The following is a 20,379-nucleotide window of genomic DNA, read 5'->3' on the forward strand; positions in this document are numbered from 1 at the left end:
AGCCTGTTCGAGGAACGCCATCGGTGGACTGGAACCCTCAAGAACTGCGCCTTCTGGCAGCCGTGGCGAAGTTGGGAAGCTTCAGAAGCGCGGCAGGCTCGCTCGGCTTGGCCCCATCGTCGGCCAGCCATGTCATTCGGCGCCTGGAAGAGCGCATCGGCGTCCGCCTTCTGCACCGGACAACCCGTAGCGTCGCTCTTACGGTAGCGGGTGAACGTCTGCTCGAGCAGGCGACTGCTGGATTGAACGTCATTGACGCGGCGTTAGTGGCAGCGGCGGAGGCCGGTGATCATGTCAGTGGCGCCCTTAGGATCAGTGCGCCGACAACGGCCGTTCGCCTGCTCTTGCAAGAGGTGATCCCCCTATTTCAGGAACGCTATCCCGACGTGAACCTGGAATTGCGCGCCGAAGACCGGACCGTGGATATCGTCGCGGACGGGTGCGACGCGGGCATTAGGCTACGCCATGCCGTGCCGATCGACATGATCGTAGTGCCGCTCGGTCCGCCCATTCGTTTCATCGTTGTGGCCACCCCTGATTACCTTGGGAGCGCGGGTGTTCCGCAGACCCCCGATGATCTGGCGCGGCACAGGTGCGTCCGCATCAGGCTGCCTTCCGGTGCGCTGTATGGCTGGCAGTTCGAGCGGGCTGGCGAGGAGCGGACGGTGCATGTGCCCGGACGGCTGACGTTGGACCGAGCAGAGTTGATGGTCTATGCCGCGTTGGCTGGAGCGGGCCTCGCCTACGTTATGGAAAGCCTCGTAGGGCGGGCGCTGGCTGAGAAGCGGCTGGTGTCAGTGTTAGACGATTGGTGTCCGCCCGAGCCTGGCTTAAGTCTTTACTACCCCGGACACCGCCAGCCCCCGCCTGCGCTACGCGCGCTCATAGAGCTAGCGCGCAACGGGCTCGTTGCTGCGTGAGGCGGCTAGTCTATTCTCACTTCGCCCGAACCGTAGCTTTTGAGAATGCCGCTACATTCCCGATCAACCATCCTCGGTGAGAATGCGAGCGGGCAGTCGATTGGGTTGGACCAACGCTAGATGTTTGATCCCACGGTTTGATGGTGCGATCCTTTCGTTGGAATGGAAGGAAGCCATATGGGACAGGTACGTCACGGGAGCGCCACGACCACGCACGCCGTCAGAGCAGCAATACAGCGATCGCAAGCTTCGCTCGCGACGTTGAGCCAGGAACTGGGGATCAACCCCAAGACGGTCGCGAAGTGGCGTAAGCGGGCGACGGTCGAGGATCTGAAGACCGGGCCGAAGGCCCCTCACTCCACGACCCTAACCGAAGCCGAGGAGGCAGCGGTCGTCGCATTCCGGCGTCACACGTTGCTGCCGCTGGACGACTGCCTCTACGCATTGCAGCCGTCGATCCCTCATCTGACCCGATCGGCGCTGCATCGATGCCTGCAGCGGCACGGTATATCCCGTCTGCCGGACATTGAGGGCGACAAGCCGAAGCGACAGCGCTTCAAGCGCTACCCGATCGGCTTCTTCCACATGGATATCGCCGAGGTTCAGACAGCCGAAGGCAAACTCTACCTGTTCGTCGGCATCGACCGCACGAGTAAATTCGCGGTCACCCAGCTCGTCGACAAGGCTGACAGGCGAACGGCGTGGGAGTTCCTTGAGCACCTGCTGAAAGCGGTGCCGTACCGGATCCACACGATCCTGACCGACAATGGCATCCAGTTCGCCGACCAGCCGCGCAACCGTAACACCGCCTGGTCGCGTCAGATGCGCTTCGACATGATCTGCGAGGCAAACGACATTGAGCACCGCCTCACGAAGCCGAACCATCCGTGGACCAACGGACAGGTCGAACGGATGAACCGCACCATCAAGGAGGCGACCGTCAAACGCTTCCACTACGAAAACCACGAACAGCTACGGACGCACCTCGCTGACTTTATGGCTGCCTACAACTTCGCCCGTCGGCTCAAAACGCTCAGCGGCCTCACGCCTTACGAATACATCGCCAAAATCTGGACTTCAGAGCCTGAGCGGTTCATCGTCAATCCGATCCACCAGATGCCGGGACTAAACAACTAATTCTTTTGGGCATCGACATGTCGTGATCGCCAGCCTTTGAGCCCGAAGCTGTCCTCGATGCCTTCCGCCGGGTATTCCAACGGTGCTACGCATCACTGGAACTTTGTCGGCTCCGCCAGCGATGCCCTTCCACGCCAACAATGGTTTTTATGGTCGTGTCGGCAGACATCATGTCTTGAAGAAGGCGAGTTCGCCGCCGGCCGGAGCGGCCGTTTTCAGCAGCCTGTTAGGCGTCGCTCATAGTAGCAGCACGCGGTGATCGGCAGCATCAGGTGGATTGGCGATCACGGACATGCTGCTTAGTCCTTGGGGCCAAGCGGCGTACGTTGGCCGCTACGCCTTGGCGTTCGTCTCGACCGTACGCACTATCGGCCGCTGCCACAGTTCGGACAGGAACTCCTGAAACTGCGCACGACGGTCCGTCGACAACTCACCGAAGAAATTGGCGTCATGCTCATCCATTCGTTTCCGCGCCTCCGCCGCCAGCTTCCCTCCTGCAGATGTGAGCGTTAGCGGGTGTATGCGTCCGACCCGATCGCCCCGCCCGATAATCTCGCGTGCCACGAGCCCGGCGATTAGCGGCGCCATATTGGCGCGCTTGATGGCGAGACGGCGACCGATCTCGCTCTGCGAGATGCCAGCCTCCTCATGGAGCACCACGAGGATCGAGGCCTCGGTGGTCGTGAGGCCGATCCGGGAAAGGCGCTCGGCGAGATCGGCCATCATAACGCTCGAGGCCCGGCGCAGGTGGTAACCGATCAGCGCCTCGAGTTCATGCGGTCGCGACATGCTATGCGCTGTAGCAAGACGCCGTTGCTTGGTCCATTGTTGCGCCAAAGATAGGAGGCGACCAATGCAGGCCAACCGACGATTGTTTCTCGACGAAGCGGTGAAGCTGGAACGGTTGATGGCCGACCTGACGACCATCCGCACCCGGCACGACGCCGAACGGGGCAAGGCGCTGGTGTCGTTGCGTCGCCAAATGTCGGCGGAGGTAAGCGCGATCGCCGGCATCGTGCGGCCGATGCTGGACAAGAGGGACTATGCGGCGCAGTCGACGTTCAGCGGGCTGTATTCGACATTGCTGACACGACTGGCGTTGCACCAGGCGAACTGGTCGGCGGTGAGGCTTGCTGCGGCCGATGCAACGGAAGATGATGACTACCAACGCTCGGCGTTTACCGTCGACGAGGCCAATCTGGCGCTGATCCGCTGGCTACGCGAAGCAGCGAGCAATTACTGAAGACACGCTTTGTCCGTCCGAACGGTGTATCATTTACTCCCGGTTCAGAAGCGTGTCTCTCGTCAGGCGCGCTCAAGCAACAGCGCAATCCCTTGCCCGACGCCGATGCACATGCACGCCAGCGCATAATGGCCGCCGGTGACCGCAAGCTGCTCTACCGCGGTCATGGCGATCCGCGCGCCTGACATGCCGAGCGGATGGCCCAGCGCGATGGCGCCGCCGTTGGGATTGACGCGCGGGTCGGCGGGATCGACCCCCAGCCCGCGCAGCACCGCGATCGCCTGCGCCGCGAACGCCTCGTTCAACTCGATTACGTCCAGCTGGTCGGTGCCGATCCCGCCGAGCGCCAGCACCTTGCGCACCGCCTCGATCGGACCGACCCCCATCACCCGTGGCGCGACGCCCGCCGAGGCCATGGCAACGATCCGCGCGCGTGGCGTCAGCCCGTGGCGGATCGCGGCGTCGTGCGACGCGACCAGCATCGCGGCGGCACCGTCATTGAGGCCCGAGGCGTTGCCAGCGGTGACGGTGCCGTCGTGGCGGACCACCGGCTTCAGCTTTGCCAGTGCCTCAAGGCTGGTGGCGCGCGGATGCTCGTCGGTGTCGAAGACGATCGGGTCGCCCTTGCGCTGCGGGATCGTCACCGCGACGATCTCACGCGCGAACCGGCCGCTCGCCTGCGCGGCGGCGGCCTTCTGCTGGCTGGCGAGGGCGAAGGCATCCTGTTCCTCGCGCCCGACCTGCCATTTGGCGGCGACGTTCTCGGCAGTCTCGGGCATCGAATCGACGCCGTACGCATGGCGCATCGCCGGGTTGACGAAGCGCCAGCCGAGCGTCGTATCCTCGATCTTCTGCGCGCGGTCGAACGGCGTCGCCGCCTTGCCGAGCACATAGGGAGCCCGAGTCATCTGCTCGACGCCGCCGGCGATCATCAGCGCCGCATCGCCGCTGCGGATCGCCTGCGCCGCGATGCCGACCGCGTTGAGCCCCGACCCGCACAGCCGGTTGACGGTGGCGCCCGGCACCTCAATCGGCAGCCCGGCGAGCAGCGTCGCCATCCGCGCGACGTTGCGATTGTCCTCGCCCGCCTGGTTCGCGCAGCCGAGCAGGCAATCCTCCACCGCGCCCCAGTCCACGCCCGGATTGCGATCGACCAGCGCCCTGATCGGCAGCGCAGCGAGATCGTCGGCGCGGATCGTCGATAGCGCGCCGTTCAGCTTGCCCACGGGCGTGCGGATCGCATCGCAGATGAAGGCGTCGGCCATCACGCAGCGCCCCCGGCGGGGCCGTCAAGCGCGGCGATGATCCGCCCCGCCTCGGCGAAGGCGGTGTTGGCGGCGGGGACGCCGGCGTAGATCGCGGTCTGCATCAATACCTCCTTGAGATCGTCGCGGGTGAAGCCGTCGCGCGCCAGGCCGGTGCGGACGTGCAGCCCGAATTCCTCCCACCGGCCGAGGCTGGCGGTGATTGCCACGACCAGCAGCCGGCGGGTGCGGTCGTCGAGGCCGGGGCGGCCCCAGATTTCGTGCCAGGCGATGCGGGTGATCATCGCCTGGAAATCGGCATTGAAGGGAGTGCGCGCCGCCAGCGACCGGTCGACCCAGGCATCGCCGAGCACACGGCGGCGGTTGGCCAGCCCGGCATCGAACAGCGCCGCGGCGGCGTCATCGGTGGCGGCGTCGGCGCAGAGGAAGCCGACCAGCAGCGCCGCCAGCGCATCGGGCGCCTCGACGGGGGCGAGGTGTGCGGCGGCGAGATGCGCGACCTGCGCCTGGGGAATCGCGGCGGCGATGCGATCGCCATGGCCCGCGAACGGCGTCGAGGTGTCGCGGTCGCCCGCCACCACCAGCACCGGCCCCGGCAGCGTCAGTCCGGGCAACCGGTCGATTACCGCCATGTCGCGGATCGCCGCACCGGCGCCGACATAACCCTGGTCCGCCATGTCGATCAGCCCGCGGCGGATCGAGGCGGCGACGCCGGGCTGCGCGCGGACGAAACCCGGCGACAGGAAGCGGCCCATGGCGAGATCGGCGATCGCCCCAGTGCCGCGCGCGCGCACGGTCGCGATCCGGTCCGCCCAGGCGGCGGCGTCCATCGTCGCCGAGGTGCAGACCAGCGCTAGCGCCGCGACCCGATTGGCGTGATCGAGCGCCATCTGCATCGCAATCATGCCGCCGAGCGAAACCCCGGCCACCGCGGCGCGCGCGATCCCTGCCGCATCCATCGCCGCGACCACGTCGGCGGCGAGCATCGGCAGGTCGTAATCGCCTGGCGGCGCATCGGAGGCGCCATGGCCGCGGGTGTCGATCCGCAACAGGCGGAACCGGCGGCGCAGCACGGGCAGGCATGCGTCCCACAGCGCCATGTCGGTGCCGATCGAGTTAAGCAGCACCAGCGGCGGCGCATCCCCGTCGCCCTCCAGCTTCCAGTAGAGCCGCACGGCGTCGCGCGTGACAAAGGGCATGGTTTAGTCTTCCCGTGGTGCGAGCAGCGCGGCGACCAGCGCCACGCTGTCGCCGATATCGTCGCCCTGCCCCGCCGCGGCGAGATTGCGCGCGATTCCGGCGGCGTCGACCTCCAGCCCCCCGGCGACCGCCGCCATCGCCTCGGCGGCGCCGGAGGCGAGTAGGAACAGATCGGTGAGCATCGGCCCCTCCGCCTGCCAGCCGCCGACGCCGCGCTCCTCCTCGGCGGGGAGCGCGGAGAGGATGCCGGCGACGAGGCCCGGCGCGCGGGTGGCGGCCGACAGCGCGACTTGACAGCCGGTGGGGTTTCGCTTGTGCGCCATCGCCGACGATCCGCCGCGCCCGGCGACGGCGGGCTCGCGCGCCTCGCCGACCGCATTCTGCGCGAGCAGCGCGACGTCACGCGCCATTTTGGCGAGTGCGCCGATCAGGATGCCGAGCGCGGCGGCGATCCCCGCCAGCCCCTCGCGGCGGGCGTGCCAGGGCGGCGCGTCGGCGAGGTCGAGCGCCGTCGCCAGCCGCGCCGCGACCGCCGCCGCCTTGCCCTGCTGGTCGGGGCGCGTGCCTGCCGCCCCGCCCCATTGCAGCGCCGCGCCGGTCGCGACTTCCCGGCTCAGCCGAGCGGCGGCGACGGCGACCCCCGCCTGCCACTGGGAGATCCGCAGGCCGAAGCCGATCGGCTGCGCGTCCTGGAGCAGCGTCCGCCCGATCGCCGGGGTCGCCGCATGGTCGCGCGCCAGCCCGGCGAGCGCGCCGGAGACCCGCGCCACGTCGGCGAGCAGCAATGCCGCGGCCGCCCGGACCTGACGCATCAGCACGGTGTCGGCGATGTCCTGGCTGGTCGCGCCGCTATGCAGCGCCGCCGCGGCCTCGCCCGTCAGCGCCGCGCGTAGTTGCTTGACCAGCGGGATGGCGAGTGTGCCGGCCAGTGCTGCGTCCTCGGCGAGCGCTCCGGGATCGATCACGATCGCCTCGACCGCTGCGGCGATCGCCCGTGCGCTGTCGGCGTCGATCACCCCTTCGGCCGCCTGTGCGTCGGCCAGCGCGGTCTCAAACGCTAGCGCGTGTGCGATCGTCTGCGCATCGTCGAACACCGCGATCATCGCGGGCGTCGCAACGGGCCGGGTGCGGAGCAGGCTCACAGGTCGAAGAACACCGTCTCACCCGCGCCGCCCAGCCGCAGGTCAAGCCACCAAGCGTCGTCATCGCCGCGCTCGGCGATCAGCGTCGCGCGGCGATCGTGGGGGACGCAGGCGAGCACAGGATCGGTCTCCAGCCCCTCGCCGTCGGCGAAATAGAGCCGGGTTGGCAGCCGCTTGATCACCCCGCGCCCGAACACCGACAGCGCGATGTGCGGCGCCTGGAGGCTGTGGCCGGGCCCCGGCACGCGGCCGGGACGGATGGTGCGGAACCGGTACACACCCCCGGCGTCGGTCGAGGCGCGACCGAAGCCGACGAAATGCGGGTCGATCGCGACATCGTCGCGAGGATCGTCGGCGCTGCGATAGCGGCCGGCGGCATTGGCCTGCCAGACTTCGATCATCGCATCGATCACTGGCGCGCCCTCGGCATCGAGCACGCGGCCGGCGATCTCGATCGTCTCGCCCGCGGGCGTGCCGGTGGGCGACGACAGGTTGAGCACCCAATGCGCCTCGTCGAACAGCTCCGGCCGCGCCCCCATGTCGGACTTGCCGACCAGGTCCGCGCCGCCCTTCCACGGCAGGCCGTAGTGGAAGAACGGCCCCACCGTCTGGCTGGGCGTCTGACCGAACAGGGCAGGATCGAGATTGTCCTGGCGCGGCGCCGTCTCGAGCGACTCGAGGTCAGTCATGGTGGTCGTCCTCGAATGGGGTCTGTTCGCGGCCCTTCAGCACCACGTCGAACAGATAGCCGAGCGCCCAGTTGGGCTCGGTGGTGTGGATGTCGAACCGGCTGACGAGCCGCTGGCGGTAGGGCATCGGCACGGCATTGGCGATCGGATCGATCTCGATCAGCGGATCGTCGGGGAAATAAAGTTGCGTCACCAGCCGGGTCGCGAAGGCAGGGCCTAGCAGCGACAGGTGGATGTGCGCCGGCCGCCAGGCGTTGCGGTGGTTGCCCCAAGGGTAAGCGCCGGGCCGCACCGTGACGAAGCGATAGCGCCCCTCGGCATCGGTCACCACGCGCCCCGCGCCGGTGAAATTGGGATCAAGCGGCGCGTCCCATTGATCGCGGACATGGACGTAGCGGCCGGCGGCATTGGCCTGCCAGATCTCCATCACCGTGTCGGGCACCGGGCGGCCCTGTTCGTCGAGCACCCGGCCCGAGACGACGATCCGCTGGCCGATCGGCGTGCCCCGGTGCTGGATGGTGAGATCGGCGAGCGCGGGCCCCATCAGCCGCTCCCACATCCCGCCAGGACCGGTCGTCTCGGTCAGCGTCTGCGGCGCGCGCACCGGCGGCTGGCCCGGCGCGCGCAGCACGGTGGAGCGATAGTCGCCGAACAGCGACGGCGGCGCGGCGGCGTCGTCGCGGAGATAGGGCGTCACCTCGGTCATGCCGCCACGCCCTCGGCCGCGAACGGCGCGCCGGTCTTCGCCCGCACCTCGTCCAGCGCCACGCCGGGGGCGAGCTCCACCAGCCGCAGCCCAGGCTTGTCGCACGCCAGCACGCACAGATCGGTGATGATCAGGTCGACACAGCCCCTGCCGGTCAACGGCAGGCTGCAATGCTCCAGGATCTTGGGCTCGCCGGCCTTGTTGGCGTGATCCATCACCACCACGACGCGCTTGACGCCGGCGACGAGGTCCATCGCCCCGCCCATCCCCTTCACCATCTTGCCGGGGATCGTCCAATTGGCGATGTCGCCGGCCACGCTCACCTCCATCGCGCCGAGCACGGTGAGATCGATATGGCCACCGCGGATCATCGCGAAACTGTCCGCGCTCGAGAAGAAGCTCGAGGTCGGCAGCGCGGTGATGGTCTGCTTGCCGGCATTGATCAGGTCGGGATCGGCCTCGCCCTCGTACGGGAACGGTCCCATCCCGAGCATGCCGTTCTCCGACTGCAAGGTGACGTCGACGCCGGCGGGGATGTAATTGGCGACCAGCGTCGGGATGCCGATGCCGAGGTTGACGTAGAAGCCGTCCTGCAGCTCGCGCGCCGCGCGCTGCGCCATCTGCTCGCGGGTCCAGCTCATCACACAGTCTCCCGCTGGCGGACGGTCAGCTTCTCGATCCGCTTCTCGTTGACGGTGCAGAGCACGACGCGGTCGACGTAGATGCCGGGGGTGTGGATGCAATCGGGGTTAAAGCTGCCCGCCTCGACGATCTCCTCCACCTCAACCACCGTCACCTTGCCCGCGGTCGCCATCACCGGATTGAAGTTGCGCGCGGTCTTGCGGAACATCAGGTTGCCGGCAGGATCGGCGCGCCACGCCTTGATGATCGAGAGGTCGGCGCGAAGCCAGCTTTCCCGGACATACTCCTCGCCGTCGAAGGTCTCGACCGGCTTGCCCTCGGCGACGACGGTGCCGACGCCCGTCTTGGTGAAGAACGCCGGGATGCCCGCGCCGCCCGCCCGGATCCGCTCGGCGAGCGTGCCCTGCGGCGTCAGCTCCAGCGCGAGGTCGCCCGACAGATACTGCTGCTCGAACAGCTTGTTCTCGCCGACATAGGACGAGATCATTTTGGCGATCTGGCCGCTTTTCAGCAGCATCCACAGGCCGAAGCCGTCGGCCCCGGCATTGTTGGAGATCACCGTCAAATTGCCGACGCCGGCGGCGCGAATCTCGGGGATCAGGCTTTCGGGATTGCCCGACAGGCCGAACCCGCCCGACATGATCGTCATGCCATCGAACAGCACACCGTCTAGCGCGGTGGCGGGGCTGTCGTAGATCTTGCTCTTCATGCTGCCTCCAGCGGAAGTCCGACGTAATTCTCCGCCAGCGTGCGCTGCGCGGCCTCTGATCCCCGGATATAATCGAGTTCGGCCATCTGGATACGCCTGTCGAAGCCATCCATCGTGGGAAAGCGGTGGGTGACCGAGGTGAACCACCACGAGAAGCGCTCCGCCTTCCACACCCGCGCCAGCGCGCGCGCCGAATAGCCGTCGATCCCGGCATTCGATCGCTCTGCATAATGTTCGGCGAGTGCCTCGCCCAGCATGGTGACGTCCGACACCGCGAGGTTCATGCCCTTGGCGCCGGTCGGCGGCACGATGTGCGCGGCGTCGCCGGCGAGGAACAACCGGCCCCAGCGCATCGGCTCGGCGACGAACGAGCGCAGCGGCGCGATGCTCTTGTCGAACGAGGGCCCGCGCGTCACCTTCGCCGCGGCATCGGGGCCGAGGCGCAGGCACAGTTCGTCCCAGAAGCGGTCGTCGGACCAGTCGGCGATATCCTCGTCGGCGCCGCACTGGATGTAATAGCGGCTGCGCGTTGGCGAGCGCATCGAGGCGAGCGCGAAGCCGCGTTCGTGGTTGGCGTAGATCAGTTCGTGGTCGGCGGGCGGCACGTCGGCGAGGATGCCAAGCCAGCCGAACGGATAGACCCGCTCGAACGTCCGCAGCACCGATGCCGGGAGCGCCCCGCGGCTGACCCCGTGATAGCCGTCGCAGCCGACCACGAAATCGCAGTCCAGCGTCTGCGCGACGCCGTTTTCGCGCCAACCGACGCTCGGCCGATCGCCGTCCAGCCCCGCCAGTGCGACCTCCTCGGCGTTCCAAACGATCCGCAAGTCGCGCGCCTCGGCGGCGTCGAACAGGTCGCGCATCACCTCCTGCTGGCCATAGACCGTCACCGTCGATCCGCCGGTCAGCGCCGCCATATTGATGCGGAACAGCCGCCCGTCGAGCGCGATGTTGGTGCCGCGGTGGACCAGCCCCTCGCGGTCCAGCCGCGCGTCGAGCCCCAGCCGCCGCATCAGATCGACCGTCACCTGTTCCAGCACGCCGGCGCGGACCCGGCCTTCGACATAGTCGCGGTCGCGGCGTTCGATGACCACCGCGTCGATCCCGTCGCGGCGCAAAAGATGCGCCAGAAACATGCCCGCGGGGCCCGCCCCGATAATCGCCACTTGAGTGCGCACCGTCCGTCATCCTCCCGTCGGCGGTACGTCCGCCTGCGATTCGAAGGTGCGCGGAGGCAGGCGGACGCGCCATGCCGATCCCATCCGAACACTTGGACGATCCGACCGGGTCGGCTATGCAGGTAGCGTGACGATCGACGCCGTTCCCCGCTTCTATCTCTATGGGGAGCCTCACCAAGCGGTCGCCGAGGGGTTCATCCACCTCGAGCAGCTGGACGATCGGTCGCGCCCCAGCGAATGGACGATCCGCCCGCACGCCCATGCCGATCTGGTGCAGCTGTTCGTGATTGACACCGGCGGCGGGGCGATGCAGGTCGAGGACAAGACGCTGCTCTTCGACGCGCCGGCGCTGTTGCTGGTGCCCGCCGGGGTGGTCCACGGTTTCGCGTGGACCAGCGAATCGACCGGCGCGGTGCTGACGCTGGCGCGATCGTATCTGGACGAGATCGTCGGCCGCCACCCCGACTTGGCGGTGGTGTTCGCGCGATCGCTAGCGGTGCACCCGGACGAGGCTACCGTCGCCGCGGTGGCGCAGGCGAGTGAGACGCTGCGCCGCGAGCTTGGCTGGTCGACGCGTGGGCACCATGTCGCGGTGGAGGCGGCGTTGCTGGTGATGCTGGTTGCCGCGCTGCGGGCGCTGCCCGCCGACAGCGCCGACGCCGCGCCCGCCCCCGGCCAGCACGCCGCGCTGGTCGCGCGATTCCGCGCGCGCATCGAACAGCGCTTTCGCCTGCGCGAAGGTATCGCCAGCCACGCCGCCGCGCTTGGCACCAGCTCCACCAGCCTGCGCGTCGCCTGCGCGCGGATCGCTGCGCTGTCGCCCGCAGCGATGCTCGACCAGCGCGCGATGCTGGAGGCGCGGCGCGCGCTGCTCTATTCGAACCTGTCGGTGGCGGAGATCGGCTATGCGGTGGGGTTCGCCGACCCCGCCTATTTCACCCGCTTCTTCTCGCGCCACGCCGGCGTCTCGCCGCGGCGCTATCGGCGGGAGCGGTCGCAGGCCGAGCCGTCCGCCGATCGCCCACCCATCGCGAGCGAGAACGACCGCGACGGTGAGGCGCGGAGGCCGGACCCTCAGTCCTTGAGCGCGGCGATGGTCGCCATCCGCGCGACCGCCGCCCCCAGCAGCGCGCCATAGAGCGGCTTGTACGCCAGCACCGCGGCGAACCGCCAGTGCGCGGGGCCGAGCGGCAGCAGCAGCGCATTTGCCGCCACCCCCAGCACCGCGACGGTCACCGCGATCACGAGCGCCCGCACCAGCGCATGACGCGGCAGCCAGTTCGTGCCCGGCAGCGGCGCCACCGCCCCCGCCCGCACCCGCCGGCGGGTGAGCAGCGTGGGCACCAGGCTGCTCATCAGCGCGATCACCGCGCTCTGCGGCACCGCATCCATTACCAGCCCGCCGCGCCCCGCGACCGGGATCGTCACCGGCAGGCCGAACACCAGCAGCAGGAAGACGATGCTGAGCACCGCGCTGATTACCGCGGCGACGGCCATTTCGGTGGCGACATAGCCCCGGTGCGGCGCGGCTATCACGTCAGTGCTTCACGGGGCCGAGCAGGCCGTTGGTCTCCAGCCACAGCCGGAATTCGTCCATCACCAGCGTCGTGGTGGTGCCGGGCCGTCCGATGCCGAAGCCGTGGTCGCCGCGCTGATAGGCGTGGAGCTCGACCGGCACGCCCGCCTTCTTCCACGCCTCGACGATGCCGAAGCCCTGCTTGCCGAACAGCGGATCGTCCATCGCCAGAGCCGCGAACATCGGCGGCGCGCCCGCGGCCACCTTCACCGCGACCATCGGCCCGTAGATATAACCCATGAACGCCGGCCGCGCCGTGCCCTCGCCGGTCAGCACCGCCTGCAGCTCGGTCATCGCGCCCGCGGAAAAGCCCATCATGCCGACGCGCGCAGGATCGACCTTCCACCTTGCGGCGCCGTCGCGGACCAGCTTCAGCGCCTGGAGCGCGTCCTTGGCCGCATACGGCGCGGTGAGATCGGGCACTTTGTCCGAACTGGCGGCGGCGCCCATCGTCCGGCCGACCAGCGCCATGAACTCGCCCGTGTCGGCGGGCGTGGGGTTCAGCCGGTATTTCAGCACGAACGCGGCGATGCCGTGATCCGCCAGCCAGCGCGCGATCTGGAACCCTTCGGAATCCATCGATAGCGACAGGAATGCGCCGCCCGGCGCGATCACCACCGCCGCGCCCGTCGCCTTGGCAGGATCGGGCAGTACCGGTGTCATCGTCGGGACCGCGACGTTGCGCGCGGTGCGCGCGTCCATATGCGTACCATCCGGGAAATCGGCAGTCAGCCGCGCCCAGCTTTCGGGCACCGGCATCTTGGGCAGGTTGGCACCGGGATAGAGCGCGATCGCATCGGGCTGTGCCGGCACGGGAATAGGCTTCATGTCGAAACGCGGCCCCGGCCCGGGTCCTTGCGCAACAGCCAGCGTCGGCAGCGTCAGCGCGGCGGCGAGCAGCGCGTATCGGACGGTCTTAATCACAGGGCATTCCTCCGGGCGATCGCGCCGAGCACGGCGGCGCTAGGTTTGGGTGTCCGTTTGAAACTGGTGCGATCGACCGCGACGAGGCCGAGCTTGCCCTCATAGCCGCTGACGAACTCCCAATTGTCGAGCAGCGACCAGTGGATATAGCCCTTGATCGGCACGCCTTCGTCGATCGCGCGAAGCAGTTCGGGCAGCGCCTGGCGGATCAGCGTCGCGCGGACGGCGTCGTCCTCGGTCGACACCCCGTGTTCGCTGACCAGGATCGGCACCTTCGCGCGCGAATAGGCATAACGGCAGGCGTTCGCGAGCGACGGGCCGTACACTTCCGCGCCACTCTGGTTGAGAACCGCACCCTTGGGCGGGGGCAGCCGCCCTTCCGGCCCCCACAGCACGCGCTCGTAATTCTGCACGCCCATGAAATCGTCGTCGCGCGCGGCGTCGAGCCACATGCCGTAGAGCCGCGCGCGCGCAGCATCGCGGCCGGCGGGATCGCCCACCGCCTCGTCATCGAACATCGACAGCGAGAAGCCGACCGGCAGATCGGGCCGCACCGCCTTGATCGCCTTCCGCGCGGCGCGATGCGACGCCAGCAGGGCTGCCGACAGCGCGGGGATATCCTGCGTCTTCGTGGCGTTGGACACCGCCAGCCGATCGGTGCCGAGCGCCTTCGCCGCGCTGTCGAGCATCGCTGCGATGCCGAACGCAGCCTGGGGCGGCAGCACGACGCCCAGTACGCTCATGATGTTGGGCTCGTTCAGCGTGATTGCATGGTCGATCCCCGCGCCGAAATGCCGCGTCGCGCGCTCGCAGAATCGCGCGAACAGCGCCGGCGCGTCGGGGCTCAGCCAGCCGCCCTTCGCCGCCAGCCAGCGTGGCGCGGCATAATGGCTGTAGGTGACGACCGGCGCGATCCCGCGCTTGCGGCAGCCATCGACCATCGCCTTGTAGTGATCGAGCATCGCGACCGAGAATTCGCCCTCGGCGGGCTCGATCCGCGACCATTCGATCGAGAAACGATAGGTGTTCAGCCCCATCGCCTTTACCAGATCGAGATCGGCTGGCCAGAGTTCCAGGCTGTTGTCGGCATCGCCCGACTTCACCGCGAACACACTCGGTCTGGTATGTTCGAGCAGCCACAGGTCGCTGTTGACCATGTTGCCCTCGGTCTGGATGCCCGAGGTCGCGGCACCCCAGCGGAAGCCCGTGGGGAAGCGCTTGCGCGCCTGCGCGAAGGCCGGCGCGGCGAGGAGCGCACCGCCCGTGGCAAGCCCCCCCGCGATCAGGGTACGACGGTCGACGGTCATGCAGGCTCCTTGGAAGACAGGTCGGCGACGAAGCCGAGGATCTGGTCGGTCAGCCGGGTATCGGCGGTGCCGATATGGCTGGCGAGGCTGAAATGATTGTGGCCGGCGACGATCTGCGCGGCCGGCAGCGCGCCGTGGCGTTCGAGCCGCGCGGCCAGCAACCCGATCGTCTCCGCCTGGAACCGCGGCGGATCATATTCGGCACAGGCGATGAACAGCGGCAGCGTCGTCTCGATCACCGCCTCGCGCGGCCAGCGCGTCGGATAGGCGTCGGCCTCGCCGTAATAGACGCCGTCGCGATCGTCGAGCGGGGTTAACCCGTAGAGCCCCGACATCAGCACCGCGCCCGCGACCCCCGCTTCGCTGCCGCGCAGCCGCAGATGCGTCGCGACATGCACCGCGCCCGCCGACGTGCCGGCGACGACGATCCGCGCGCGATCACCGCCATGTTCCGCCGCATGCTCGGCAAGCCAGTCGACCGCCGCACCGACATCCACGCCCCCCGCGGGCCAGCGATGGTCGGGCGCGAGACGATAGTTCATCACTGCACCCAGCATGCCGTGCCGCGCCGCCCAGCGCCCGACATTGGCGGCATAGGGATGGTCCGCGCTGCGCTTCTCGCCGCGCACGAACCCGCCGCCATGCACCCAGAGCAATATCGGCGCGGGGCCGTTGCCGTCGGGCCGGTACAGGTCGAGCGTCTGCCGCGGATCGTCGCCATAGCCGAGGTCCGCCGCGGAGACCGGCTGGCGCGCGGCCAGCCGGTCCTGCTCCTCGCGGTACAGGTCGTACACCGCCGCCAGCATCGCCGGGCCCAGCACGCGGCCCATCGCCGCGATGGCAATATGCTCGGGCACCGGCGCGTCGATCATCGCGGCGGGGCCGACAGCCGGACGAGATCGGCATCGTGGCCGATCCGCGCTTCGCTCTTCGTATCGAACACCAGCGTCGCGGGCTGCGCGGCGGTGTAGCGCGGCCAGCGCGGCACGCCGCGCGCATTGGGGTCGCCGGTGCGCGCGAACGCGATCCACGCGCTGCTCATCTCATCCGCCAGCCGACCGACCACGGGACCGCCGCCCAATGCCTGTTCCTCCTCGTCCGGATTGGCGAACACCAGCCCGATCTCCGACGAATGGCCCGCCGCCCATGTATAGTCGAGCACCGGCGATCGCCACGCGAACAGATAGGTATAGACCGGATCGCCCTGCGCCGCCTTCGCCGCCGCGGTCCGCAGCACGGCACCGCGCAGCCCCGTGTCGATCGTCGGCCAGACGCCCGGCGCAAGTGTCGGATAGGCCTTGCGATACGCCGCCGCCGACGCGTCCGCCTGGGGGCCGCGCGTCTTGCGCAGCCAGGCGAGCGCGTCCGCCTCGGTCCACCGCTCGTGCCCCGCGATCATCGGGTTCGGGACGTTGCCGAATTCGGACAGCGTGCTGCCGACCATCAGCGGCACGCCCTTCGACGCGGCGGGCGCGCCGGCGGCGAACGGCGCTTCGGTCAGGAAGCCGCCATCGACGACCGGCGACCAGTTGACGGTCGGAAAGCCGAGCGGCGCGCCGCCCTTGTTCTGCTCGGCGCTGACTTGGCGCAGCGCCTTGTCCGACGCCGCGACCAGCGCGTCGTACGGCAGCGTCGCGAGCTTGCCGACGTCGCGCGCCGACAGCCCGGCATTGGCGAGCGTCAGCGCCGCGACCCGCCGCGCGGTCGCCTGGTCGAGCGCCGCGGGGCCGAAGCCGCCCGGTGCGCCGCTCTGGATCACCGCCTTGCCGAACAGCCCCTTGGCAAGCGGCGAGGCGAGCAGCGCCGTCACCTTCGCGCCGCCCCCCGACTGGCCGAAGATCGTGACGTTCGCCGGATCGCCACCGAACCGCGCGATGTTGTCGCGCACCCATTGCAGCCCTGCGACGATATCGAGCATGCCGACGTTCGCCGATCCGGCATAATCCGGTCCATAGGCGGACAGGTCCATGAAGCCGAGCGCGTTCAGCCGGTGGTTGAGCGACACAACGACGACGTCGCCCTTGGCCGCGAGATTGGTGCCGTCATAGACGCCAAGTTCGTTCGATGATCCGCTGAAGAACCCGCCGCCGTGCAGCCACACCATCACCGGGCGTTTCTTCCCGTCCGCGGCGGGCGACCAGATATTGAGGTTCTGGCACGCTTCCGACGCGGGCCAGAAATGCGTGTCGGAGATGAACGTCTGCGGTTCGCGCAGCTCTGGGTTCACCGGCTGCGGGCAGATATTGCCGTAGGACAAGGCCGGGCGCACGCCCTGCCACGGCGCGGGCGCGTGCGGCGGCAGGAAGCGCTCGGCGCGGGCATAGGGGATTCCACGCCACGTCGATACGCCGCGCCGCACGAAGCCCTGCACCTGACCCGACGCCGTCGACACGACCGCCACATCCGCCGACGCCACCAGGCTCGGCCTGCTGTCGGGCGCGGCGGTACCGGCCGCCGCCCCCAGCAGTGCCGCGGCCACGCTCATCATGCCAACTGCCACGCGCATCAGAACCGCACCTCGCCCTGCAGACCGACCTGCCGGAACGACTGGGTGGTCAGGATCTGCCCGACGCCCGCGGTGCCGTCGGGGAAGTTGAGGAAGCGGATCGCGGGTTCGTGGTTGTTGGTCAGGTTGCGGACGAACACGCCCAGCGACCAGGCACCATCCGAATCGCGGATGCCGACGCGGCCACCGACCGTCGCGTGATCGCCATAGATCGCCGCCGCGTTGGTCGATGCCGCCAGCCGCAGCTTGGACTTGTAGACCGCATCCGCCGCGACGAACGCCTCCAGCCCGCCGATCGGCTGGGTGAACTCGCTGGTCGCGGTCACCTTCCATTCGGGTGCGTTGGCCAGCTGCTGGCCGCCGAGCTGCGAGCCGTCCTGCCCGGCGAACCCGCCGGGATAGGTCACCTTGTTCCATATCCCGCCGAGGTTGAGCGACAGCTGGCGCGTCGGCCGACCGAACAGGTTCATCTCGACGCCGCGCGAATGCACGCCCGAGATGTTCTGCGGCAGGCAGTTGATGCCGCCGGCAGCGGCAGGCACGCATTGCTGACCCTGATAGTCCTTCAGCGTCGTGTAGAATCCGCTGAGGTCCGCGCCGAGCCTGCCGCCGAACGTGCTGGCCTTCAGTCCCGCTTCGTAGGCGGTCGGGATCTCGGGCCGGATGATCACCGGCACGGCATTGACGTCGGTCGGATCGCCAAGCGCGATCTGCCCGCCCTTGTAGCCGCGCGACACCGTCGCATAGGCGGTCAGGTCGTGCGAGAATTCATACTGCGCGCCGCCCTTCCACGACACGTTGGTGGTGTTCAGCTTGGGCCGCCGCGAGGGTGCCAGCGCGCCCAGCGTCGTCACCTCGACGCCCAGCCGCTCGGCGGTGAAGCGTCCGCCCGCGATCAGGTTGAAGCGCGGCGCGACATGGATCGTCGCCTGCCCGAACATCGCCATCGAATCGTCGGAGATGTCGCTGTTGTTGCCCGGCGTGATCGACTGGATCGGCGGCGCGAACGGGATCGGGATCGTCACCAGCACCCGCTCCGGATCATTATGCTGCCGGTAGCGCGAATAGAACAGGCCGCCGGTATATTCGACCGTGCTGCCGGTCGGCGAAGCGACGCGCAACTCCTGCGTGAGGAGCGAGCTCTGGAACGGCTTGGGTCCGTCGAGGATCTGGCCGGGACCGGGATTGGGGACCAGCCCCAGGCTCGGAACCGTCGTGACGCCGATGCGGCTGAGCAGCGGATCGAGCCGGAAGATGTTGAGCAGTCCCGAGCTATCCTGATGGCGATAGGACGAGATCGACGTGACCGTGAACGGTGCCGCCTCGTAATCGACCTGCAACGAAGTGCCCCAGGTCGTCGACCGGGTGAATCCGGGATTGGCGCTGCAATAGTCGCGGTTGCCCGCACCCGGCGTCACCCCACAGCTTGCCGCGGCGGCGTTGACGCTGACCGTGCCGGGCGGGAAGATCGGGTTGCCCGGCGCGATCGCCTGCGTGTCGCCGCGGTACAGCACGAAGAAGTCGACGCCCTTGTCGCGCACGCGGCTGATATCGCCGATCAGGTTCACGCTGACCTTGTCGGTCGGCTCCCAGCGCAGCCGCGCACGGCCGTTATAGGTGTGGTGCGGATCATAGTCGCCGGTCAGCGTGTTGCGATCGACGCCCTGCGTCAGATTGACGTTGCCCGACACGCGCAGCGCGGCGTTGGCGGCGATCGGCACGTTGACGACGGCCTGCACCAGCTGGCGGCCGAAATCCGATCCCGCCTTGCCGGCGTCCGACAATTCGGTGCGCGCACGGACTGACCACACGCCGAACTCGGGCGGCGTGGTCGAGATGTTGATCACACCCGCCGAGGTGGTCAGCCCGAACAGCGTGCCCTGCGGCCCCTTCAGCACTTCAACGCGGTTGATGTCGAATAGATCGCCGATGTTGGTGTTGCCCTGGCTGACGCCGTCGACGACGATGCCGACCGCACCGACCGCGCCCTGCTGGAACGACTGCGTGCCGATACCGCGGATCTGACCGCCGCCGCCGACGCCCTGCCCCGGCGCGCCCGAGATTTCCAGCGAGGGCGCGACGCGCGCCAGGTCGGACACGGTGTTGACCTGCTGGCGTTCGAGCTCGGCACCGGTCTGCACGGTGACCGACTGCGGCACGTCCTGCAGGCGCTGCGCGCGGCGCTGCGCGGTGACGATGATATCGCCACCCTGGTTGTCGGGCGCAGCGGCGACCTCGGCGGTCGGCCCGGGCGCGGCGGCATCGGGCGTCGGCGCGGTCTGCGCGGCCGCGGGCATCGCGAGCGCGGCAATGCTGGCGGTGGCCAGCAGCGGCATCATCGAAATCATCTTCATAATCCTCTCCCTTCGGTTGTCGGCGGCACTCTGCGGCGGCGCCCTCGTTGTTCAGTCCCCGGCGGCGATGATGTTGGTCAGCGTTCCCACAGGCCCGATATCCACGGTCACGGTGTCGCCCGCCTTCATCCACAGCGGCGGGGTGCGCTTGGCGCCGACGCCGCCCGGCGTGCCGGTGGCGATCACGTCGCCCGGCGACAGCGGCGTGAAGGCGGAGACGTAGGCGATGATCTTCGCGATAGAAAAGATCATGTCGCGGATCGGCTGATCCTGGACGATCTCGCCGTTGAGCCGGGTCGTGACATGCACGTCGCTCAGGTCGCCCGCCTCGGCGGCGGTGACGAGCTTCGGCCCGAACCCGCCGGTACCGGGGAAGTTCTTGCCCGGGATGAACTGCGTCGTATGCCACTGCCAGTCGCGGATGCTGGCGTCGTTGAAGCACGCATAGCCGGCAATGTGGTCCAGCGCGTCGGCCTCTTTGATATGACGCCCGCCGCGACCGATCACGATCGCGAGCTCGCCTTCGAAATCGAGATTGCCCGACACCTTGGGCAGCAGGATAGGCGCGCCATCGGCGACCAACGTGTCGGCGAAGCGCGTGAAGATCGACGGATGCTCCACCTTCGCCCGGCCGGTCTCCTGCCGATGGCTCTCGTAATTATGGCCGACGCACAGGATCTTGGCGGGATCGGCGATCACCGGCAGCAGCGTGACGTCGGCGAGCGCGACGGTGTCGCCGCCCTCAAGCGCGTCGAGGTCCCCCGCGACGATCGCCGCCTTCAGGCTGGCCGCCGCGTGCCCCAGGTCCAGGATGCGGTCGCCGTCGAGGCGGCCGAAGCTCGCCGTGCCGTCCGCGCGGCGGAAGCTGACATACGCCATGT

20 protein-coding genes are annotated in these 20,379 nt (G+C 68.7%); 4 read left to right on the forward strand and 16 right to left on the reverse strand.

Annotation, left to right across the window (positions count from 1 at the left end; translation table 11 throughout):
- Window positions 1–23: 23 nt before the first annotated feature.
- Entirely contained in the window at window positions 24–920 is an 897-nt protein-coding gene (locus AC3D24_RS21760) for a LysR family transcriptional regulator (RefSeq protein ID WP_489033620.1), read from the forward strand.
- A gap of 177 nt (window positions 921–1,097) precedes the next feature.
- On the forward strand, window positions 1,098–2,057 hold the full coding sequence (locus AC3D24_RS21765) for an IS481 family transposase (RefSeq protein WP_489033621.1): 960 nt from the start codon (window positions 1,098–1,100) through the stop codon (window positions 2,055–2,057).
- A gap of 333 nt (window positions 2,058–2,390) precedes the next feature.
- Here AC3D24_RS21765 and AC3D24_RS21770 read toward each other — a convergent pair whose 3' ends face one another.
- Complete coding sequence (locus tag AC3D24_RS21770; protein WP_489033622.1) at window positions 2,391–2,846, reverse strand: MarR family winged helix-turn-helix transcriptional regulator; 456 nt, start codon at window positions 2,844–2,846, stop codon at window positions 2,391–2,393.
- 64 nt (window positions 2,847–2,910) lie between these two features.
- Here AC3D24_RS21770 and AC3D24_RS21775 point away from each other — a divergent pair, with 64 nt between their 5' ends.
- Window positions 2,911–3,300: a hypothetical protein gene (locus tag AC3D24_RS21775; protein WP_489033624.1), complete on the forward strand. Its 390-nt coding sequence runs from the start codon at window positions 2,911–2,913 to the stop codon at window positions 3,298–3,300.
- A 62-nt stretch (window positions 3,301–3,362) separates the two neighbouring features.
- Here AC3D24_RS21775 and pcaF read toward each other — a convergent pair whose 3' ends face one another.
- From pcaF to pobA, 8 genes are read right to left on the reverse strand one after another with little or no spacing between them, the layout of a single operon-like run.
- Window positions 3,363–4,565, reverse strand: coding sequence for a 3-oxoadipyl-CoA thiolase (gene pcaF, locus AC3D24_RS21780; RefSeq protein WP_489033625.1), 1,203 nt, complete (start codon window positions 4,563–4,565; stop codon window positions 3,363–3,365).
- Window positions 4,565–5,764, reverse strand: coding sequence for a bifunctional 3-oxoadipate enol-lactonase/4-carboxymuconolactone decarboxylase PcaDC (gene pcaDC / locus AC3D24_RS21785; RefSeq protein ID WP_489033626.1), 1,200 nt, complete (start codon window positions 5,762–5,764; stop codon window positions 4,565–4,567). The genes pcaF and pcaDC overlap by 1 nt, the downstream gene beginning before the upstream one ends.
- Before the next feature lie 3 nt (window positions 5,765–5,767).
- Window positions 5,768–6,907, reverse strand: a complete 1,140-nt coding sequence (locus AC3D24_RS21790) for a lyase family protein (protein WP_489033628.1) — start codon at window positions 6,905–6,907, stop codon at window positions 5,768–5,770.
- A complete protein-coding gene (gene pcaG, locus AC3D24_RS21795; protein ID WP_489033630.1) occupies window positions 6,904–7,596 on the reverse strand; it encodes a protocatechuate 3,4-dioxygenase subunit alpha in 693 nt (230 codons plus the stop codon). The genes AC3D24_RS21790 and pcaG overlap by 4 nt, the downstream gene beginning before the upstream one ends.
- Window positions 7,589–8,302 carry a protocatechuate 3,4-dioxygenase subunit beta gene (gene pcaH, locus AC3D24_RS21800; protein WP_489033631.1) on the reverse strand — a complete coding sequence of 238 codons (714 nt, stop codon included), beginning with the start codon at window positions 8,300–8,302 and terminating at the stop codon, window positions 7,589–7,591. Before pcaH ends, pcaG begins: the two co-directional genes overlap by 8 nt.
- The gene (locus AC3D24_RS21805) at window positions 8,299–8,943 is read right to left on the reverse strand and encodes a 3-oxoacid CoA-transferase subunit B (RefSeq protein WP_489033633.1); all 645 of its coding nucleotides are present in this window, start codon (window positions 8,941–8,943) and stop codon (window positions 8,299–8,301) included. The genes pcaH and AC3D24_RS21805 overlap by 4 nt, the downstream gene beginning before the upstream one ends.
- A complete protein-coding gene (locus AC3D24_RS21810; RefSeq protein WP_489033635.1) occupies window positions 8,943–9,653 on the reverse strand; it encodes a CoA transferase subunit A in 711 nt (236 codons plus the stop codon). The genes AC3D24_RS21805 and AC3D24_RS21810 overlap by 1 nt, the downstream gene beginning before the upstream one ends.
- Window positions 9,650–10,831 carry a 4-hydroxybenzoate 3-monooxygenase gene (gene pobA, locus AC3D24_RS21815; protein WP_489033636.1) on the reverse strand — a complete coding sequence of 394 codons (1,182 nt, stop codon included), beginning with the start codon at window positions 10,829–10,831 and terminating at the stop codon, window positions 9,650–9,652. Before pobA ends, AC3D24_RS21810 begins: the two co-directional genes overlap by 4 nt.
- Before the next feature lie 127 nt (window positions 10,832–10,958).
- On the opposite strand from pobA, the gene AC3D24_RS21820 reads away from it, so the two are divergent.
- The gene (locus tag AC3D24_RS21820; RefSeq protein WP_489033637.1) at window positions 10,959–11,969 is read left to right on the forward strand and encodes a helix-turn-helix domain-containing protein; all 1,011 of its coding nucleotides are present in this window, start codon (window positions 10,959–10,961) and stop codon (window positions 11,967–11,969) included.
- Here AC3D24_RS21820 and AC3D24_RS21825 read toward each other — a convergent pair.
- Genes AC3D24_RS21825 through AC3D24_RS21855 form a run of 7 tightly spaced genes read right to left on the reverse strand, consistent with a single transcriptional unit; the run spans window position 11,906 to window position 20,377 of the window.
- Window positions 11,906–12,367, reverse strand: a complete 462-nt coding sequence (locus AC3D24_RS21825) for a hypothetical protein (protein WP_489033638.1) — start codon at window positions 12,365–12,367, stop codon at window positions 11,906–11,908. The two genes, AC3D24_RS21820 and AC3D24_RS21825, sit on opposite strands and share 64 nt — an antisense overlap.
- A 1-nt stretch (window position 12,368) precedes the next feature.
- The gene (locus tag AC3D24_RS21830; RefSeq protein ID WP_489033639.1) at window positions 12,369–13,331 is read right to left on the reverse strand and encodes an alpha/beta hydrolase; all 963 of its coding nucleotides are present in this window, start codon (window positions 13,329–13,331) and stop codon (window positions 12,369–12,371) included.
- The gene (locus tag AC3D24_RS21835) at window positions 13,328–14,638 is read right to left on the reverse strand and encodes a family 1 glycosylhydrolase (RefSeq protein ID WP_489033640.1); all 1,311 of its coding nucleotides are present in this window, start codon (window positions 14,636–14,638) and stop codon (window positions 13,328–13,330) included. The genes AC3D24_RS21830 and AC3D24_RS21835 overlap by 4 nt, the downstream gene beginning before the upstream one ends.
- The gene (locus AC3D24_RS21840) at window positions 14,635–15,510 is read right to left on the reverse strand and encodes an alpha/beta hydrolase (protein ID WP_489033641.1); all 876 of its coding nucleotides are present in this window, start codon (window positions 15,508–15,510) and stop codon (window positions 14,635–14,637) included. Before AC3D24_RS21840 ends, AC3D24_RS21835 begins: the two co-directional genes overlap by 4 nt.
- Window positions 15,507–17,144, reverse strand: a complete 1,638-nt coding sequence (locus tag AC3D24_RS21845; protein WP_489033642.1) for a carboxylesterase/lipase family protein — start codon at window positions 17,142–17,144, stop codon at window positions 15,507–15,509. The genes AC3D24_RS21840 and AC3D24_RS21845 overlap by 4 nt, the downstream gene beginning before the upstream one ends.
- The gene (locus tag AC3D24_RS21850) at window positions 17,144–19,498 is read right to left on the reverse strand and encodes a TonB-dependent receptor (RefSeq protein WP_489033643.1); all 2,355 of its coding nucleotides are present in this window, start codon (window positions 19,496–19,498) and stop codon (window positions 17,144–17,146) included. The genes AC3D24_RS21845 and AC3D24_RS21850 overlap by 1 nt, the downstream gene beginning before the upstream one ends.
- Before the next feature lie 51 nt (window positions 19,499–19,549).
- The gene (locus AC3D24_RS21855; RefSeq protein WP_489033645.1) at window positions 19,550–20,377 is read right to left on the reverse strand and encodes a fumarylacetoacetate hydrolase family protein; all 828 of its coding nucleotides are present in this window, start codon (window positions 20,375–20,377) and stop codon (window positions 19,550–19,552) included.
- Between the last annotated feature and the right edge of the window lie 2 nt (window positions 20,378–20,379).

This window comes from Sphingomonas sp. SL1004 (assembly GCF_057815015.1).

Bases quoted from the DNA above. Each gene is read 5' to 3' on its own strand.
- AC3D24_RS21765 (WP_489033621.1), top strand. From the start codon at position 1,098: ATGGGACAGGTACGTCACGGGAGCGCCACGACCACGCACGCCGTCAGA.
- AC3D24_RS21770 (WP_489033622.1), bottom strand. From the start codon at position 2,846: ATGTCGCGACCGCATGAACTCGAGGCGCTGATCGGTTACCACCTGCGC.
- AC3D24_RS21775 (WP_489033624.1), top strand. From the start codon at position 2,911: ATGCAGGCCAACCGACGATTGTTTCTCGACGAAGCGGTGAAGCTGGAA.
- pcaF (WP_489033625.1), bottom strand. From the start codon at position 4,565: ATGGCCGACGCCTTCATCTGCGATGCGATCCGCACGCCCGTGGGCAAG.
- pcaDC (WP_489033626.1), bottom strand. From the start codon at position 5,764: ATGCCCTTTGTCACGCGCGACGCCGTGCGGCTCTACTGGAAGCTGGAG.
- pcaG (WP_489033630.1), bottom strand. From the start codon at position 7,596: ATGACTGACCTCGAGTCGCTCGAGACGGCGCCGCGCCAGGACAATCTC.
- pcaH (WP_489033631.1), bottom strand. From the start codon at position 8,302: ATGACCGAGGTGACGCCCTATCTCCGCGACGACGCCGCCGCGCCGCCG.
- AC3D24_RS21805 (WP_489033633.1), bottom strand. From the start codon at position 8,943: ATGAGCTGGACCCGCGAGCAGATGGCGCAGCGCGCGGCGCGCGAGCTG.
- AC3D24_RS21810 (WP_489033635.1), bottom strand. From the start codon at position 9,653: ATGAAGAGCAAGATCTACGACAGCCCCGCCACCGCGCTAGACGGTGTG.
- AC3D24_RS21835 (WP_489033640.1), bottom strand. From the start codon at position 14,638: ATGACCGTCGACCGTCGTACCCTGATCGCGGGGGGGCTTGCCACGGGC.
- AC3D24_RS21840 (WP_489033641.1), bottom strand. From the start codon at position 15,510: ATGATCGACGCGCCGGTGCCCGAGCATATTGCCATCGCGGCGATGGGC.
- AC3D24_RS21845 (WP_489033642.1), bottom strand. From the start codon at position 17,144: ATGCGCGTGGCAGTTGGCATGATGAGCGTGGCCGCGGCACTGCTGGGG.
- AC3D24_RS21850 (WP_489033643.1), bottom strand. From the start codon at position 19,498: ATGAAGATGATTTCGATGATGCCGCTGCTGGCCACCGCCAGCATTGCC.
- AC3D24_RS21855 (WP_489033645.1), bottom strand. From the start codon at position 20,377: ATGGCGTATGTCAGCTTCCGCCGCGCGGACGGCACGGCGAGCTTCGGC.